The organism is Streptomyces sp. NBC_00448 (assembly GCF_036014115.1).
In the GTDB taxonomy this organism is placed as follows: Bacteria; Actinomycetota; Actinomycetes; order Streptomycetales; family Streptomycetaceae; genus Actinacidiphila.
Window position 1 is genome coordinate 4,170,964 of the sequence record NZ_CP107913.1, and the last position, 16,957, is coordinate 4,187,920.

The 16,957-nt window shown below is 74.8% G+C and carries 9 protein-coding genes; 2 read left to right on the top strand and 7 right to left on the bottom strand.

Annotation, left to right across the window (positions count from 1 at the left end; all coding sequences use genetic code 11):
• Positions 1–380: 380 nt before the first annotated feature.
• The 4 genes from OG370_RS17655 to OG370_RS17670 form a co-directional block, all read right to left on the bottom strand.
• Positions 381–5,297, bottom strand: a complete 4,917-nt coding sequence (locus OG370_RS17655) for a DNA repair ATPase (protein ID WP_328465366.1) — start codon at positions 5,295–5,297, stop codon at positions 381–383.
• Complete coding sequence (locus OG370_RS17660) at positions 5,294–7,489, bottom strand: SPFH domain-containing protein (protein WP_328465368.1); 2,196 nt, start codon at positions 7,487–7,489, stop codon at positions 5,294–5,296. Before OG370_RS17660 ends, OG370_RS17655 begins: the two co-directional genes overlap by 4 nt.
• A 99-nt stretch (positions 7,490–7,588) precedes the next feature.
• Positions 7,589–8,374 carry a hypothetical protein gene (locus tag OG370_RS17665; RefSeq protein WP_328465370.1) on the bottom strand — a complete coding sequence of 262 codons (786 nt, stop codon included), beginning with the start codon at positions 8,372–8,374 and terminating at the stop codon, positions 7,589–7,591.
• Positions 8,375–8,707: 333 nt separating this feature from the next.
• Complete coding sequence (locus OG370_RS17670; protein ID WP_328465372.1) at positions 8,708–9,259, bottom strand: YceI family protein; 552 nt, start codon at positions 9,257–9,259, stop codon at positions 8,708–8,710.
• Between the two features lie 106 nt (positions 9,260–9,365).
• Here OG370_RS17670 and OG370_RS17675 point away from each other — a divergent pair, with 106 nt between their 5' ends.
• Entirely contained in the window at positions 9,366–9,917 is a 552-nt protein-coding gene (locus tag OG370_RS17675) for a MarR family winged helix-turn-helix transcriptional regulator (RefSeq protein ID WP_328465374.1), read from the top strand.
• Between the two features lie 740 nt (positions 9,918–10,657).
• Here OG370_RS17675 and OG370_RS17680 read toward each other — a convergent pair.
• The 3 genes from OG370_RS17680 to OG370_RS17690 all read right to left on the bottom strand — a co-directional run bounded on the left by OG370_RS17680 (position 10,658) and on the right by OG370_RS17690 (position 13,104).
• On the bottom strand, positions 10,658–11,716 hold the full coding sequence (locus tag OG370_RS17680) for a PucR family transcriptional regulator (RefSeq protein ID WP_328465376.1): 1,059 nt from the start codon (positions 11,714–11,716) through the stop codon (positions 10,658–10,660).
• Positions 11,717–12,027: 311 nt separating this feature from the next.
• The gene (tatA, locus tag OG370_RS17685) at positions 12,028–12,309 is read right to left on the bottom strand and encodes a Sec-independent protein translocase subunit TatA (protein WP_328465377.1); all 282 of its coding nucleotides are present in this window, start codon (positions 12,307–12,309) and stop codon (positions 12,028–12,030) included.
• A gap of 462 nt (positions 12,310–12,771) precedes the next feature.
• A complete protein-coding gene (locus OG370_RS17690) occupies positions 12,772–13,104 on the bottom strand; it encodes a cupin domain-containing protein (RefSeq protein WP_328465378.1) in 333 nt (110 codons plus the stop codon).
• Between the two features lie 484 nt (positions 13,105–13,588).
• Between OG370_RS17690 and OG370_RS17695 the strand changes: the two genes are divergently transcribed.
• On the top strand, positions 13,589–16,954 hold the full coding sequence (locus OG370_RS17695; protein WP_328465379.1) for an AfsR/SARP family transcriptional regulator: 3,366 nt from the start codon (positions 13,589–13,591) through the stop codon (positions 16,952–16,954).
• Positions 16,955–16,957 lie beyond the last annotated feature (3 nt).

Here is a 16,957-nt window from a genome sequence, read left to right on the forward strand (position 1 = left end):
AGGGACCCCCGGCCGGTGGTGGGTCGCGTGCCCCTTCGGTTCCCCGCCGTCGGGGTGCCGGCCCGTTCCCGGCTGCGGCTCGGTGGCCTGCTGGTCGCGCAGTTCCCCGCGCCCCCCCTGCGGAGTGGCTGCCTCGTCCTTGTCTGACGGCCCGGTCGTGGCGGATGGGGGTACCTCCCAGGCGAAGCTCTGGGGGAGCGCAGTTCCCCGCGCCCCTGGGTATGTGCGGCTGCTCCGCGGTGCACAGGCACCCGTACCGGACAGGGGGAACGGACACCCGACAACGGCGAGCAACCCCCCCACAGGGGCGCGGGGAACTGCGCGAGCAACCCACCACCGGGCCGTCAGACGGGAACGAGGCGGCCACCCCGCAGGGGCATTCAGGGGGAGGGGTAGGGGGATTTGAGGTGGGTCCAGCGGGCGGATTGGGTGGGGGTGAGGGTGCCTCGGAGGGCTGACAGTTTGAGGAGGGCCGCTTCGGCGCCCTGCGCGAGGGTCTGGGCCTCGGCCCGGTAGTGGTCGGTGACGGCGGCGTCGAGCTCCGCGGAGTTCATGGTCGCGGTGATCCTCCCGGCGAGCCGGTTCATGTTCCGGTAGGACCCCTGCAGGAGGAACGGCGGCTCGGTGCGGGAGGAGTCGTCCCGTCCCGCGGAGTCGATGTACGCCGCGTTGACGGTGAGCAGGACGTCCCGAGCCCACAGCAAGTGCCGCAGCACCGCGAGGATCTCCGCCCGCTCGGCATCGGAGTAGGGGTGCGCCAGGTCCGCCGCGCGGGCGGTCGGGTCGTCGGCGGCGAGCCGTACCAGCAGATCGAGGTCGGCCCGGTCGCGCCCGGCCAGCGGGGCGAGCACCGGGTTCGCGGTGAGCGCGTTCTCCACGTAGCTGAAGGCGAACAGGTCCTCCCGCCCGGTCAGCACATCCCCGAGGTTCCACACGTCGGCGCGGTTGGCGAGCATGTCGGGCACCCGGAAGAGCGCGCCGGACTCGGTGTACGGGTTGCCCGCCATGCACACCGCGAACCGCTTGCCGCGCAGGTCGTACGCGCCTGCCGGGCCTTCGATCCGCCGCTGCGCGTCGCACAGCGGGATGAACTTCTGCAGGAACTCCGCCGAGGCGTGCTGGATGTCGTCGAGGTAGAGCAGCACGTTGGAGCCCATCTCCAGGGCGAGCCGCACCTTCTCCAGCTCGCGCCGGGCGGCGGCGTCGGGGGCGCGTTCGGGGTCGAGCGAGGTGGTGCCGCTGCCGAGGGCGGGCCCGGAGACACCGACCAGTGCCAGGCCGAGGCTGCTCGCCACGTACTCCACCAGCGAGGTCTTGCCGTATCCGGGTGGGGACATGAGCATCAGCAGGCCGCCGGCCGGGCCGAACTGCTTGTCGAGGCTGTCGCCGACCAGCGGCAGGTACACCTCGTCCAGCAGCCGGTTGCGGACGAAGCCGGCCGGAGGGCGGGCCCGGTAGCCGTCCAGCGCGAGCCGGTCCCGCTCGGCGGCGACCACGGCCGTACGGTGCCGCTGGTACGCGCGGTACGCCGGCACCTCCTCGGCGGTGAACCGCCTTACCCGGGTGAGGAGTTCGTCCACCCGCAGCGTCATGGCGCCGTCCACCGCCCTGGGGTGCGCCGCGAGCAGCCCGCGCACCGTCACCTCGACGTCGGCGTCCACTTCGTACCGTACGGCCCCGGCGCCGCAGACCAGTCCGGCCGCGGCCTCCACCAGGTCGCCGGCGCCCGGGCCTTCGGTTCCGTCCGCACCGTCGGCCTCCCCGGCGAACGGGCCGAGCCAGGCCCGGGCGAGCTGCCAGCGCGCGCCCAGCCCGGCGTCCAACTCCCCACCCAGCGCGTCGAGATCGGCGCTGAACTCCTTGTACGGCACCGCGTCCGGGCCGCCCAGCGCGTCGGTCAGCCGGGCCACGACCGTCCGGGCACCGGGGCCGACCGCGAAACCGGCCTGCTCGGCGGCGAGTTCGGCGACCAGGTACTCCCCCAGCAGCAAGGCGTCGGTCGCAGAGTCCGGGGCCGGGCGGACCGGTTCCGGCAGGTCGGCGGCGAGCAGGAAATCCCGTGCGGCAGAGCCGAGTTCGGTGGCAAGAGCGTCCAGCGCCCGCCCGGCGCCCGCCCCGCCGAACGTGGTCCGCGCCCGGCTGAGCGACCGGGCCCGCGCCGTCCACGCGGCACGTTCGGCGGGCCGGCTGCCGTAGGTCCAGAAGAGCAGGGCGCCCGCCCGGGTGCCGGCGGAGTACCGCAACAGCCCGGCGTGCTCGGCGCGTTCGGCGAGCGCCGTGAGGAGCAGCACCGCGTCGTGGTCGTGCACCCCCCGCTCGTACCCTTCCGAGGCGCGCTCGGCGACGGCCGCCCGTACCCTCGCGGGCACGTCGCCGGTGGCCGGGGCGCCCGAGGCGAGCTGGTCCAGCAGCAGCCCGCCGGCGAGGAACTCCGCCCGGGACAGCCGCGGGGATTCCGAGACCAGCGGCCGGGACCAGAAGGCGTGGGTGGCCGCGAAGGCGGGGTCGTCCACCGGGGCGAGGTAGTCGGTGCCGGTGAGGGTGAAGGCGAGGCCGTCGGCGTGCGGGACGAGCGCGAGGTCGAGGGGCTGGGTGTTGACCGCGAAGCGGTGCCGACCCAGCCGGATCGCGGCGCCGCCGTCCTCGTACAGGTCGAGGCGGTCGCGCAGGGCGCCGGTGGCGGCCTGGCGGGCGGCGGCGAGCGCGGAGCCGAGTTCCGCGGCCCGCGCGGGGTCGCCGATTGTGCGCAACTCCTCGGCGATCCTGCGGTGTTCGGCGGCGAGCGGGTCGGAGGCGAAGTAGGTGTGGATCGCGTCGGCGGAGCCGAGGGTGGCCGCGCGGCGCCGGATGCCGTCCAGCAGCCGGGCGGCGCTGGCGGTCAACCGCTGGGCGCGCTGGGCACGTTCGTCGGCGAGCGCCTGCTTGCGGGCGGCGAAGGTCTCCCGCACCTCCTCGCGGCGGGCGTCGAGCGCCGCGAGCCGTTCCTCGTCGGCGGCGAACCGGGTGGCGAGGTTCTCGATCTGCACCAGCAGACGGCCGAGTTGCTCCTCGCACGCCTCAGGGGTGCCGGCCGCGTCGAGGGCGGCGCCGATGCTCTGCGCGAGCAGCGCGCTCTGCGCGGCGAACTCCGCGCCGGTCTCGGCGGCGAGCAACTCCCTTCTGCGGGAGCCGAGTACGGCCCTGGCGTGGTTGACCGCACCGAGCACGTCGGCGGCGGTGGCCAGGATGCGGGTGCGTACGGTCGCGTCGGTGATCTCCAGGGTGCCCGCGGTCTCGGTGACGGTGGCCAGGCCCGCCGCCTGCTCGTCGAGGGCCGCGGCCAGCGGCGCGGTGTCGGCGGCGGTGGCGGCCTGCGGGACCCGCGCGGCCACGTCGGCGACCCGCTGCCGGTAGCCGTCGAAGGCGGCCTCGTCGGCGAAGTGCGCGGCGGCGCGGGCCGCGGCCTCGGCCAGTTCCCTGGCCAGTAGCGCGTCCAGGGCGTCCAGCCGGGCCGGGTCGGCCTGCCGCATCTCCCGCAACGTGGCCAACCTGCCCTGTGCGCCGCGTAGTTCGGTGAGGCGGGCGACCCACTCGTCCGCGGACGCGGCGGCCTCGCCACGTACCCGGCGGCCGAGCGCGGTGATCCGCGCCTCCGCCTCGTCGGCCGCCGCGGCGGCCCGCGCGGCCGACTCCCGTACCCGGGCGTACTCGGCGAGCACCTGGCGGGCGGTGTCGCGCACCTCGGTCAGCGGTCCGGCCAGGTCCTGCGCGGCCGGGTCGGCGAGCCAGTGGTGGCGGTCCAGGACGCGCTCGGCGGCGGCGGTCAGCGCCTCGTAGACGGCCGCGGCGGGCTCGGGCTCCAGGGCGGCGCGGGCCACCGACAGCGCGTCGGAGACCGCCCGGACCAGGTCGGGGTTGCCGATCCGGGCCAGCGGGCCGTCACCGACCGGGCGGGCGGCGGCGTAGGTGTCGGACAGGAAGGGGGTGTGCCAGCGCTGGAGGGTGTGCACCCGGCCGGGCTCGCCGCCCTCGGCGGGCCGCAGCGTGATCAGGGTGCCGTCCTCGTACAGCGCGCTGCCCTGGACGTGCAGCGGGGCGGCGGCCTCCTTGCGGATGAGGTTGTACGGCAGCAGCAGCCGGTGGCCGTCGGCGGGGGCGTGGAAGACGTACAGCACGTCCTCGCCGTTGGCCGAGCGCACCGCGCGCTCGAACTCCAGCCGGGCGGGGGCCACTTCGCCGGCCGGCGGCGCTCCGGGATCGCCGGCGGGTTCGGCCCGGCCGGCGAGGTCGGCCAGGTCGAAGGTACGGGTGCCGCCGGTGGCCAGGACGTAGCCGCCGGGGAAGACCACGCCCTGGTCGTCGGGCAGCCGCAGGCAGACCTGGCCGAGCGCGTCGATCCGCTCGATCTGCTCGGTGCGGGTGTTGACCGCGAAGTGCCGGTCGGCGGACTCCCGGTACGGGCGCACCCGCAGCAGCACCAGCGGTCCGGCGCCGGCGAGCGCGACGTCGGCGTCGGCCAGCGACTGGAGGGCGTCGTCGACGGGCTCCTCGTGGACGGCGCCGCCGGTGCGCAGGGCGAGGGCGCCGCCGGTGGTGTCGAGGGTGAGGGTGCCGCCGTCGGGCGCGGCGAGCGCGATGTGCGGGCGGCGGCCGGGGACGTACGCCTCCCTGCCGACCGCGCTCCAGCGCACCGTCTCCGGCGGCTCGGCAGGCTCCTCGCGGGCCGTGCCCTCGTAGGCGCAGCGGCCGTCGCGGCCGATCCGCCAGCCCAGCGCCTTCACGTCGTCGGCGCCGGCGCCGGTGCGGAAGACCGCCAGCACCCGGCCCTCCCAGACCCGCACCCGCACCACCCGGGTCTGCCGGTAATACCGGTACAGCTCGTGGAAGTCGCGGACGAAGCCGGGGTCGTCCAGCAGCCCGGCCGGGCCGGTGTCCGGCGCGGTGGACGCGGCCGTAGCGGCGCCGGCCGCACCGGCGCCCGTCCCGTCGCCGTCCAGGTCGTCCGCGCGGCGCACCCGGAACACGTCGGCGACGTCCTCGACTTCGGCCGGGTTCGCGGCGAACAGCAGGTAGGGCCCGACCGGGGCGATGTCGGCGGGCAGCGCCGGGCGGGCGGTGCGCAACCGCTCGGCGCCCGCCAGCCGCAGCTCCGTGGAGCCGAAGACCTCCTGCCGGGCCGCGTTGAGCGCCTCGGCCCGGCGGGCCAACTCCCTTGCCGTGCCGGACAACCGGGTGCGCAGCACCTGGTAGGCGTCGCCGGCCGGCCCGGCCGTTTCCGGTCCGGGGCCGGCGTCCGCCATGGAGACCTGCTCGCTCACTTCTTCGCCAGTCCGTTCGCCTGTGCGCCGCCGGCCGCGCCCGAGGTGCCGTTCACCGCGGCACCGGCGGCAACGGGTACCGCGGTGCCGGCGGCGTCGGACCCGGACGTGCCCGAACCGGAGGCGCCTGCGCCCGCGACGCCCGCCAGGGAGGTGTCGGCGATCCCCATCGCCCGTGCCTGGTCCAGCAGTTGCTGCAACCCGCCGGCCTGCGGGCCGCCGCCCGCGATCAGCCGGTTCAGCAGGCCGGCCACGCTCATGCCGCCCATCCCCCCGCCGAGCGAGGACAGCACCCGGGTGGCGTCCTGCGTGAACCGCTCCGACCCGTCCAGCCAGGGCGCCGCCACCGCCTGGACCGTCTGGGAGTTGGCGACGAACGAGTCCACCGAGCGGGCCGCGCTGACCGCGCCGAGCAGCCGGTCGAAGAAGACGTCGTCACCGCCGACGATGCTGATGTCCGCCTTCTCCAGCCCGGTGGCCAGGACGGTCGCCTGCGCCTCGGCGATCTGCCGCTGCGTGTCGAGCCCGGCCAGCCGGACGTCCTTCTCCGCGGCCAGCCGCAGCCGGTACTCCTCGTGTCCGCGCGAGGCGTCGTCGAGGGCCGCCATCGCCGCGGCCTTCTCGGTCAGCCCGGCCGCCTCCGCCTTCAGCCGCTCGCCGATCATCGCGGCGTCCGCGGTCGCCTGCGCGGCCGTACCCTCCGCCTGGGCAAGGGACTTGGCGCGGGCGCCCTCGGCCTCGGCCTTGAGCCGGGCGGTGGTCGCCTCGGCCTCGGCCGCGCCGACCTTGGCGATCGCGGCCGCGCTGCGCTCGCGCACCTCGACCTCGGCCAGCCCCTGGGCCGCCGCCTCCGCGCGCAGCCCTTCGGCCAGCCGCACCTTGGCGTCCGCGTCCAGGTCCGCGGCGCGCTTGCGGGCTTCGGCCAGCGTCAGCGACTCGCGGGCCTTGTGCTGGGCGGCCTGCTCGGCGGCCTCGGCGGCCTTGATGTCCTTGACCAGCCGCTCCTGCGCCTGCGCCTCCGCGGTGATGATCAGCGCCTGCCGCTCCCGCTCGGCCTCCTGCACCATACGGAGCTGCTTGATCGACTCCTCCTGCTCGGCGACCGTACGGTCCACCGCGATCCGCTCGCGCACCACGTCGGCGACGTCCCGGCGCTCGCCCTCGACCTCCTTCTCCTTGGAGATCCTGGCCAGTTCGGTCTCGCGCTCGCGGGCGATGACCTCCAGCACCCGGTCCTTCTCGATCCGCTCGTTCTCCACCGCGATGACCCGCTCGCGGTTCTTCTGCGCGACGGCGACCTCACGGGCCTGGTTCTCCCGCTGCACCCCGAGTTGCTCCTCGGTGCGCAGGAACGCGCCCTGGGCGCTGAGGCGTTCCTCCTCCTGGACCTTGGCGGTGACCGCCTCCTCCTTGGCCCGCAGTGTGTCGACCTCGCGGCGCTGCTTGATCTCGGCCTCGGACTGGCGGCGTTCCAGCTCCAGGATGGTCTCCCGGGCCTCGACGTTCTGCCGGGTGATCTCCTTCTGCTCGGTGCGCTGGAACTCGTTGGTGCGCACGTGCTCGATCGCGGTCAGCTCGGTGATCTTCCGGATGCCCTGCGCGTCCAGGATGTTGGCCGGGTCGAGCTGGGTGAGCGGGGTCTGCTCCAGGAAGTCGATCGCGCAGTCCTCGAGGTGGTAGCCGTTGAGGTCGGTGCCGATCACCTGGATGATCTGGTCGCGGAAGTGCTCGCGGTGGGTGTAGAGGTCGACGAAGTCGAGTTGCTTGCCGACCGTCTTCAGCGCCTCGGAGAACTTCGCGGCGAAGAGCTTCTGCAACGTGTCCTGGTGGCTGGCGCGTTCGGTGCCGATCGCCTGCGCCACCTTGATCACGTCCTCCTTGGTCTTGTTGACCCGGACGAAGAACGTCAGATGGATGTCGGCGCGGATGTTGTCCTGGCAGATCAGGCCCTCGCGGCCGGTGCGCTGGATCTCGATGGTCTTCACCGAGATGTCCATCAACTCGGCGCTGTGCAGCACCGGGAGCACGACGGTGCCGGTGAAGGTCACGTCCACGTGCTTGGACTTGGAGACGATCAGCGCATGGCCCTGGGAGACCTTCCTGAACAGCTTCGTGACGGTGACGACCACGCCCAGGGCGATGAGCAGGAGGACGGCGACGAGCACGCCGATCCCGATGACGGTGGCATCCATGACGGACCAACCTCGATGCGGTGAAGCGGATATGAGTGAGTGTCAGATGTGCGGCGGGACGTGGCGCGCCGCGGTCAGGACCGGACGGGACAGGTCGAGTCAGGTCAGGGACCGGGCACCCGGCGGCGGCGGTCCGGCGGCCGGGTCCTCGTAGGGTGCGGCCCAGAAGAACTCGCCCTGCGGGTCGTAGTCGTAGAGCAGCGCGCTGCTGCCGGCCGCGAGGGGGCCGCCGGTATCCTCTTCCGGCCGCCTGACCTGGACGATCGCGGTGGAGCCGTCGGGCGCGGTCACCTCGGCCTGGCCGAACCGGCTGGTGACGGTGCCGGTGCGGACCACGCAGATCCGGCCCACGAAGTCCGCGCGGGAGGGCGGCAGTTCGTACGGGAACAGGCGGCGCAGCGGCCGTACCAGGACCCAGGTGAGCAGCCAGGCGCCGACCAGCGCGGCGGCGATCAGGGCGGCGTCGGCGACGGCGCGGCCGGGCCCGTGCAGCCCGGCGCCGTTCAGGGCGGCCGAGCCGGCCAGGCTCAGGAACCAGCCGAGCGCGATGAGCAGCGAGAACACCACGGTGACGGGTACGCCCTCGAGCCCGGCGGCGGCCAGCAGGCCGGAGTCGGCGGAGCGGTCGCCGCCGTCGTGGGAGCCGCCGTCGTGGGCGCCGCCGCCCGCGTGGCCGTGGCCCGCGAGCCCGTCGCCACCGGCCGGGGCCGCTCCATGGGACCCCCCGTGTCCCATGGAGTGGCCGCCGTCGGCGCCGTGGTGGCCCGGGCCGTGCGAGTCGGCAGCGCCGACCAGCACCAGGCCCCAGAAGCCGACCACGACCACCAGCGCCCCCCCGAACAGGACGGTCGGAAAGCCGAGGCACACATCGACGAACTCCCCCATGCCGGGTGCGCCTCCCCCCTCTGCCGTTCCGTCCTGCCGGACAGATCGTGGCAGCGCGCGGGCGGGTACGGCATTTCCGCATCCCGGCAGACTTGGCGGCCTTCAGATGTCCTGGTCCACCTGCAACCGAAACGCGACGGCCGTCGTAGGCGCCGGATCAAGCGCCCACAACGGCCGTCGTCAGAAGGTGGAACCTGGGTGGAACGAGGGTGAATCGGGGTGGATCAAGGGTGGATCGAGGGTGGTCCGGCGGCGGGCCCGGTGGTGAAGTGGGCCCGGTTCAGCGGCTGTTGCCCGGAACGATCAGCAACGCCCGGCCGGATCAGGGGTGCCTCAGGCCTCGACCTTCGCGGCCTCGATCTCCAGGGCGATCCGGATCTTGTCGCCGACCGCGGCACCGGCGGCGCCGCCGGTCACCCCGAAGTCGCCACGGCTGATCTCGGTGGCCGCGGAGAAACCGGCGACCGCGTTGCCGTCGAAGCCGGCGCCGAAGCCGTTGAGCTCCAGGGCGAGGGTGACGGGCTTGGTCACACCGCGCAGCGACAGGTTGCCGTCGACCTCGAAGACCTCGGAGGACTTGGCCCGGATACCGGTGGTGGTGAACGTCAGCTCGGGGAACTGCTCGACGTGGAGGAAGTCCTCGCCGCGCACGTGGGCGTCGCGGCCCTCGTTGTTGGTGCTCACCGAGTCCGTCCTGATCACGGCCTCGACCGTGGACTCCAGCGGGTTCTCGGCGGTGACGATGGTGCCCTCGAAGGCCGCGAAGTGACCGCGGACCTTCGAGACACCGAGGTGGCGGACGTAGAACGACACGTCCGAGTGCACAGTGTCGATCTTCCAGGTGCCGGCGACGTAGCCGTCGATCACTTCGGTCTGCGTGCTCATGGGGAAGGCTCCTCGAAACGGAACTGGGATGTATGCGAGATCATTGAGCTTTCACTGACCATACTGCTCTGGTGTTGAAAGTTCAACCACACGTATGCTGGATCGTATGGACGACGTGCGCTGGCTGACCGAAGAGGAGCAGGAGGTCTGGCGGGCCTACATGACGTCGAGCGTGGAGTTCTCCGCGTATGTCGATCGTCAGTTGCGCCGGGACTCCGGCATGCCCATGGCCTACTACGAGATTCTGGTCCGGCTCTCGGAGTCGCCGGGGCGGTGCCTGCGGATGAGTGAGCTGGCGGACGCGTCTCTCTCCTCGCGCAGCCGTCTCTCGCATGCGGTCTCCGCGCTGGAGAAGAACGGCTGGGTGCGACGGCGTCCCGCCGACGCGGACCGCCGCGGGTGGGTCTGCGAGCTGACTCCGGCCGGCTTCGACGCCCTCGCCGCTGCCGCGCCCGGGCATGTCACCGCGGTGCGCGAGCATCTCTTCGACGTCCTCACGCCCGAGCAGCTCGATGCTCTGCGCGGGATCGGGCGCGCGATCAGTGCGGGGTTGCGCACGGAGTGCGATTCCGCGCGGGCGGAGGAGGCGGAGGCGGAAGCGGAAGCGTGCGAAGCCGCTGGCCGCGGCGGGGCTGACGCGGACGGCTGCCGGGGCTGAGCCGGCCCCGCTGGGTGGGTGCCCTTTACGGTCGTCGTCCACCTTGCGGTGCGCTACGGCTGGTCGCCCCTTCGGGCTCCCCGCCGCCACGGTTTCGGCTCGTTCCCGTCTGACGGCCCGGTGGTGGGTTGCTCGCGCAGTTCCCCGCGCCCCCTGCGGGGTGGCCGCCTCGTCCCCGTCTGACGGCCCGGTGGTGGGTTGCTCGCGCAGTTCCCCGCGCCCCTGGGTGCGTGCCCCTTCCGGTTGGTCGTTCACCTTGCGGTGCGTGGGTGGTTGCTCGCTCCGTTCTCCCCCAGAGCTTCGCCTGGGAGGTACCCCCACGCGACCCTGTGGGGGGTTGCTCGCCGTTGTCGGGTGTCCGTTCCCCCTGCCCGGTACGGGCGCCTGTGCGCTGCGGAGCAGCCGCACATACCCAGGGGCGCGGGGAACTGCGCGACCAGCCACAATGCGGCGGCACTGTGGGACGGCGAGCAAGCACCCCCAGGGGCGCGGGGAACTGCGCTCCCCCAGCGCTTCGCCTGGGAGGTACCCCCATCCGCCACGACCGGGCCGTCAGACAAGGACGAGGCAGCCACCCCGCAGGGGGGCGCGGGGAACTGCGCGACCAGCAGGCCACCGAGCCGCAGCCGGGAACGGGCCGGCACCCCGACGGCGGGGAACCGAAGGGGCACACGACCCACCACCGGCCGGGGGTCCCTGGGCCGACAGAACGGGGGCACCCCGGGGGGTCAGGGGCGGGATCAGAGGGTGCGGGTGGGCCAGTCGAGGAGGCGGGCGCCCAGGGCCGCGGTCTCAAGGGTGTAGCGCTGGAGCGCGTCGTCCGGGTCGAAGCCGGTGAGAGAGGCGATGCGTTCGAGCCGGTAGGACAGCGCGCGCACGCTGAGGTCGAGCCGGCGCGCAGCCTCCGCGTTGACGTAACCGGCGGCGGCGTACACGGAGATGGTCTCGACGAGCGGCTGAGCGCCGCCGCGGGCGTGGACGAGCGGACCGAGGACGGTGCGGACCAGGTCGGACATCGCGGCGCGGTCGCGCATGAGGACGGGGAAGACCAGCAGGTCCGCGGAGTTGAGCACGGACGCGGTCAGGCCCAGCCGGTCCGCGAGGTCGAGCGCGCTGAGCGCCTCCTCGTAGGAGCGGACCACTCCGGCGGCGCCGCTGTGCGGGCGGCTGACGGCCACCCGCCCGGCGGCGGCGAGCTTGACGAAGGCGTCGAGGGCGGGCCGCTGCTCGGTGGGGGCCACGCAGACCAGCCGGCCGTCCTTCGACGCGACGAGCAGGTCGTGGTCGCCGAAGCGCCCGGCGAGCTCGCGCTCGACGCGGTGCAGCAGCGGGTGCGTCTCGTGGTACGGCTCGTCGGCGGGCGGCGCGGCGACGGCGACGACATGGCGGTCGGCCAGCCGCAGCCCGAAGCCCTCGGCCTGCTCGGCGATCCGGCCGGGATCGCTGCGGCCGTAGAGGAGGTCGTCGATGAACGTCCGGCGGGCCGCCTCGGCGCGGCGCACCGCGTGCCGCTGGGCCCGCGCGTGCCCCTCGGCGAGGGCCGCGATCCCCGTCTCCAGCGCGGCGAGCACGGCGCCGCCGACCTGGCGCAGCTCGCCCGCGTCGCGCGCCGCGGCCACGCCCGGCAGGTGTGGCCAGGCCCGCCGGGCCTCGGCGAGGTGGACGGCGGTCAGTTCACGCAGCCCGAACCCGGAGTCGGCGGCGTGTTCGCCGAGTACGCGGCGGCTCTCCCGCTCGGCGCGGGTGAGGGTGCGGCAGCTGCGGGATATCTCGGCCAGCGTCTCGGGGAAGCCGGCCACGAACTCCGGGGGTACGGCCCCGTCGCCCGTCGCGTGCCCGGTCCGACCCGCGCGCCCCGAACCGCCTGGGTGCCCCGGCCCGTCCCCGCTGCCGTGCCCCGTGTTCGTACCCGCCCCCGACGACACAACAGGCCCCCTCGCTTCGCTTCCCGCACCCGGACGTCCTGAACGTACCAAGACTGCCGGGTCCCGGAAGCGGGGGGCCTGTCACGGGCGCGGGGACCTGCCGGAGCGCGCGGGGCGCGTCCGGTGCCGGCGCCGCGCTCCGCCGCCGGCGGTCACGGCCTGGGGTGCGCCCGCACCCCGGGCCGTTACTTCACCGAGCCGGTCGCGGGCTCCTGCGTCTGCGCCTCGTTGGCCGTCACCACGTCGCTGGGGGTGATCGCCTCGGGCGCCGGGGTGGTGGAGGCGTTGGGCGTGCCGCCGGCGGGCGTCGCGTCGTCGCTCTTCATCGCCTTCGCCTCGGACTTCAGGATGCGCATCGACTTGCCGAGACCGCGGGCGGCCTCAGGCAGCTTCTTGGAACCGAACAGCACGATGACGACGATCGCCACCACGATCAGGTGCCACGGCTCCAACCCGTTTCGCAACATGGGATGATCCTCGTTTCGTTATGGCCGACTCACAGCTCTCTAGTGTCGCATTGTCACCCGGCCACCGTTGCCGACGGCTACCCGGGTACTCAAAGCATGCGCAAAAAGCTGGTGAACGGGAAGACCCAGACCCCCTTGTCCCGCGTACCGGACACCCTCGCCCCACCCCGTCACCCGTGCTCCGACCTGCGCGAAAGCGCTCGTACCCGACCGGACGGCGGGTTTCCGCAACGGCGGCGAGCGGCGCCGCGAATCCACCCCAATCGGACAGGGCGGGGCCGGGCGAGGCGGCCGTCCGGCGGAGCGGTGGGGCCGGCCGGGGCCGGGGCGGCGGCTCGTAGCGCCGGTCCAGGTCAGGCCGTCAGCCGTGTCCAGGGCGGCCGGTCGGCCTGTCCGGGTCAGGCGGTCAGGCGGTCAGGCGGTCAGGCGGTCAGGCGGTCAGGCGGTCAGGCGGTCAGGCGGTCAGCGGAGCGTCGCGACCGTCAGCAGGACCGCGCTGTCCTCCAGCGCCTCCAGGCCGTGCCGGGCGTGCGGCAGCACCAGCAGGTCCCCGGCCATCGCCTCCCAGACGTCGTCGCCGCAGGTCAGCCGGACCCGGCCGCGCAGCACCTGCAGCGTCGACTCGCCCTGGGTCTCGTGGTCGGCCAGGGCGGTGTGCGCGGTCATCGCGATGAGGGTCTGGCGCAGCGCCCGCTCGTGGCCGCCGTAGAGGGTCTCCGCGCTGCGGCCGGTGGAAGCCTCGGCGGCCTGGCGGAGATGTTCGCGTACCTGGGCGTCCAGGGAGAATTTACGCATTCCCCGAGTCTGGCAGCGGCGGGGACCGGCGGCCCGCAACGCCATGCCGACGGCGCGGGGCGAGCGGCCGGCGGGCGGGTGCGGGATGCGGGTCCGGGATGTGGGTCCGGCCGCGACACAGAGTGCCCCCGTTCGCGGAAGGTGGGCTTCCACGCACACCCGCGGCGGCCGAACCCGACTCCGTCATCATGCGGAAGGGCGCCAACCGACCGCTAACATATGGCTAACGCTTCGTCCCCACAGCGTCGGCCGTCCCCTCAGTTCCGACCCGGTGCCGCGTCGTCGCGCGCCACGGTGGACGTCCGGCGGGCGCACCCGGCGGCCGACCCGGGTAGGACAGCGGGCGGTCCACCGCCCAGGAGCCACCGCCCCGAGGATGCGCGCGACGGCACGGAACGCGGCGAAGGCACGCGCGAGGTGGCGCGACATCGGCATCCGGCGCCGCGGGCACGTTCGCGACTGATCCGGCCAGGGAGGCCCACGGATGCGGTTCGGCCTGCTCGGCACCGTCACGGTCGTCGCCGACGGCGACCCGGGCGGAGGCATGAGCGGGAGCACGGGCGGAGACGCGGGCGGTGACACGGGCCAGGGCCTGCCCCGGCCGGTCGGGTCGGCGAAGGTCCGCGCACTGCTCGCCGCGCTGCTGGCCACCCCCGGCCGCGCCGTGCCGCTGCACCACCTCAAGTCCGCGCTGTGGGGCGACGCCCCGCCCATCACCGCCACCGCGTCGCTCCACAACCACGTGGCCAGGCTGCGCCGGGTGCTGCACGAGGAGGGCCGGGACGTCTCCCGGCTGCGCGCCGCACCACCCGGTTACGTCCTGGACGTCGCCGACGACGAGGACGAGTTCGACGTCTGGATCTTCCTCGGCCACCACGCGGCCGCCCGCACCGCGCACCGTGCCGGGGACTGGGCGTCGGTGCTCGCCGAGTGCGGGGCCGCGCTGGCGCTGTGGCGCGGCGACCCGCTGTCGGACGTACCGCTGCGCTCCGACGTTCTGCGGGCACTCGCCGCGCACCTCACCGAGGCCCGGTTACTCACCATGGAGTGGCGCTTCGACGCGGAGCTGGCGCTCGGCCGGCACCAGGGCATGGCCGCGGAGCTGGCCGGGCTGGCCGCCGCGTACCCGCTGCGCGAGACCTTCCACCGGCAGCTCATGCTCACGCTGCACCGCACCCATCGGCAGGCCGAGGCGCTCGCGGTCTACCACGGGCTGCGCCGCACCCTGGTGGACGAGTTGGGCGTGGAGCCGGACTCCGCGGTGCAGGCCACCTACCAGGAGATCCTGGCCGAGCCGGCGCAGACCCGGGCCGCGCCCGGAGCCCCGGTCGGCGAACCCGCCGAGGGCATCGGTGGCGGTACGGGCGCGGTCGGCGCGGCCGCCGGTGTGACGGTCCCGGGTACGGGCCGGGGCTCCTCCGGCGGCGCGACCGCCGAAGCGGCCGACGGCACCTCGGGCCCCGGGGGCGTGCCCGCGGTGCCCGGACCGCCCGCGCGCCCGGCCGGGGCGTCCGGACCGCCCGGCACCGTCGCCGCGACGCCGGGCGGCGCCGTATCCGTACCCGTGCGCGCGTCCGCGCCCGTGCTGCCGGTACCCGTGTCCGTGCCCGGATGGGACCGGTCGGCGCCGGAGCAGGCCGGTGCCGGGCGCCCGTCCTCGCGGCCCGGGCAGGACCGCGCCACGCACCGTACCGAGGGCTCGGGTGACGCCGGTGAAGGGCCCGGGGGCGGCGACGGGGACCGTCCCGGCGCCCACGACCGGCCCGCGGCCGCCGTCCAGGCGGCGGCCCCTGCGGGCCTTCCGCCCGCTGCCCACCGCCGCCCCGCACCGGCCCAACTTCCCGCAGACACGCCTGACTTCACCGGCCGAGCCGCCGAACTCGGCACGCTGCTGGCCGCGTTGCGGGGCGGTGCGGAACGCCGCGGCCCGCGGGTGGCGGTGGTCTCCGGGATGGGCGGGGTCGGCAAGACCGCGCTCGCGGTGCGCGCCGCCCACCTGCTGCGGGCAGAGTTCCCCGACGGCCAGCTCTACGCCGATCTGCGCGGGTTCGGCGCCGGTGGCGCCCGCAGTCCCGCCGACCTGCTGGCCCGCTTCCTCGGCGACCTCGGCGCGGACGGCCAGCCGCTGCCCGAAGACCCGGACGACCGGGCGGTGTTGTGGCGTGACGCGCTGCACGTCCGGCGCGTGCTGCTGATGCTGGACAACGCGGGCGACGCGGCGCAGGTGGTGCCGCTGCTGCCGGGCGGCGGCGACATCGCGGTGGTCGTCACCAGCCGCCGCACCCTCGGCGAACTGCCCGGCGCCGCGCGGCTGGCGTTGGAGCCGCTCTCCGCCCAGGAGCAGCGGGAGTTGCTGGTCGCGCTCTGCGGCAGGCAACGGGTGGCGGCCGAACCCGAGGCGGCGGCGGGGGTGTTGGCCGCGTGCGGCGGGCTGCCGCTGGCGCTGCGGATCGCCGGCGCCCGGATGGCAGCCCGCCCCAACTGGCCGCTGACCGCGCTCGCCGAACGTCTCGACGGCCCGGGCGGCTCTCGGCTGCACGCCCTTTCCACCGGCGGCCTCGCGGTCCAGGACACCTTCGCGATGAGCTATGTCGCGATGCGGGACGGCCTGCTCGCCGCGGACCGCGCGGCTGCCCGCGCGTTCCGGACGCTGGGGGTCTGGCCCGGGCACGGGCTGGACCCGTCGGCGGCCGCGGCACTGCTCGGCCGGACGTCCGCCGGCGCCGCCGACGACGTCCTCGAAGCGCTCGTCGACGCGCACCTGCTGGAGGCGCCGCAGCCGGGCCGGTACAGCTTCCACGACCTGGTCGGCGAGTACGCCGCGGTCTGCGCGCTCGCCGAACTCACCGCGGCGGAACGCCGGTCCGCGCTGCGCCGGATCACCGTCTGGTACGCCGCCACCGTCGCCGCCGCGCTGGCCGTACTCGCCCCCGAGGGGCACCCGTTGCCGCCGCTCGACGAGCAACCGGCGCTGCCCGTGGCCGAGTTCACCAGCGACGAGGAGGCGCTGCGCTGGTGCGTGCGCGAACTGCCCGCGATCAAGGAGACGATCGCCACCGCGATCACCCAGGGCTGGCCGGAGATCGCCTGGCGCACCGCGGCCGGGCTGTTCGGCTACGCGCAGGCGTACTGGTGGACCGGCGAGTGGACCGCCTGCCTGGAGGAGGCGATGGCCTGCGTCACCGCGCACGGCGACGTCCTCGGGCAGGCGTGGATGCACAGCAGGCTCGGCGTCGCGCACGGCATGGCCGAGCGGTACGACGTGAGCCTGGGCCATCTGCACGTCGCCCGCGCGCGCTTCGAGGCGGCCGGCGACCAGCGCGGGGTCGCCGCGATCCTCACCAACCTCACCGCCCTGCACCGCGGCACCGGCGAGTACGGCCTCGCGCTGGAATACGGCCACCGGTCGCTCGAACTGCACCGCTCGCTGGGCGACTTCGACCGGGTGGCCACGGTGCTGGGCAACCTCGGCGACACCCACCTGTACGCGGGCGACCCGGTGGCCGCCGAGGAGTGCTTCCGCGACGCGCTCGCGGCTTGGCGCACCCGCGGCTCGATGGTCAGCATCGCCCGCACCCTGACCAGTCTCGGCGAGGCCCGGCTCGCCCGGGGCCGTCCCGCCGAGGCGATCGACGCTCTTGAGGAGACGCTCGCCCTGCTCGACCGGCTCGGCGACCGCGCCACCGCGGCGGACGTCCTGGAGGTCCTCGGCCGCGCGCACCTGGCCCGCGGCGACCGCGCCGCGGCCCGCGCGTGCTGGGAGGAGTCGCTGGGCCTCGCCCGGGCGCACCGGCTGCCGGCGGAGGAGGAGGCCGCGCTGCGCGGCCTGGCCGGACTCGACACGGAATAGGGT

Coding starts and splice junctions, on each gene's coding strand:
- OG370_RS17665 (WP_328465370.1), bottom strand. CDS start 8,374: ATGGGGGAGTTCGTCGATGTGTGCCTCGGCTTTCCGACCGTCCTGTTC.
- OG370_RS17690 (WP_328465378.1), bottom strand. CDS start 13,104: ATGCGTAAATTCTCCCTGGACGCCCAGGTACGCGAACATCTCCGCCAG.
- OG370_RS17675 (WP_328465374.1), top strand. CDS start 9,366: ATGGACGACGTGCGCTGGCTGACCGAAGAGGAGCAGGAGGTCTGGCGG.
- tatA (WP_328465377.1), bottom strand. CDS start 12,309: ATGTTGCGAAACGGGTTGGAGCCGTGGCACCTGATCGTGGTGGCGATC.
- OG370_RS17695 (WP_328465379.1), top strand. CDS start 13,589: ATGCGGTTCGGCCTGCTCGGCACCGTCACGGTCGTCGCCGACGGCGAC.
- OG370_RS17670 (WP_328465372.1), bottom strand. CDS start 9,259: ATGAGCACGCAGACCGAAGTGATCGACGGCTACGTCGCCGGCACCTGG.
- OG370_RS17660 (WP_328465368.1), bottom strand. CDS start 7,489: ATGGATGCCACCGTCATCGGGATCGGCGTGCTCGTCGCCGTCCTCCTG.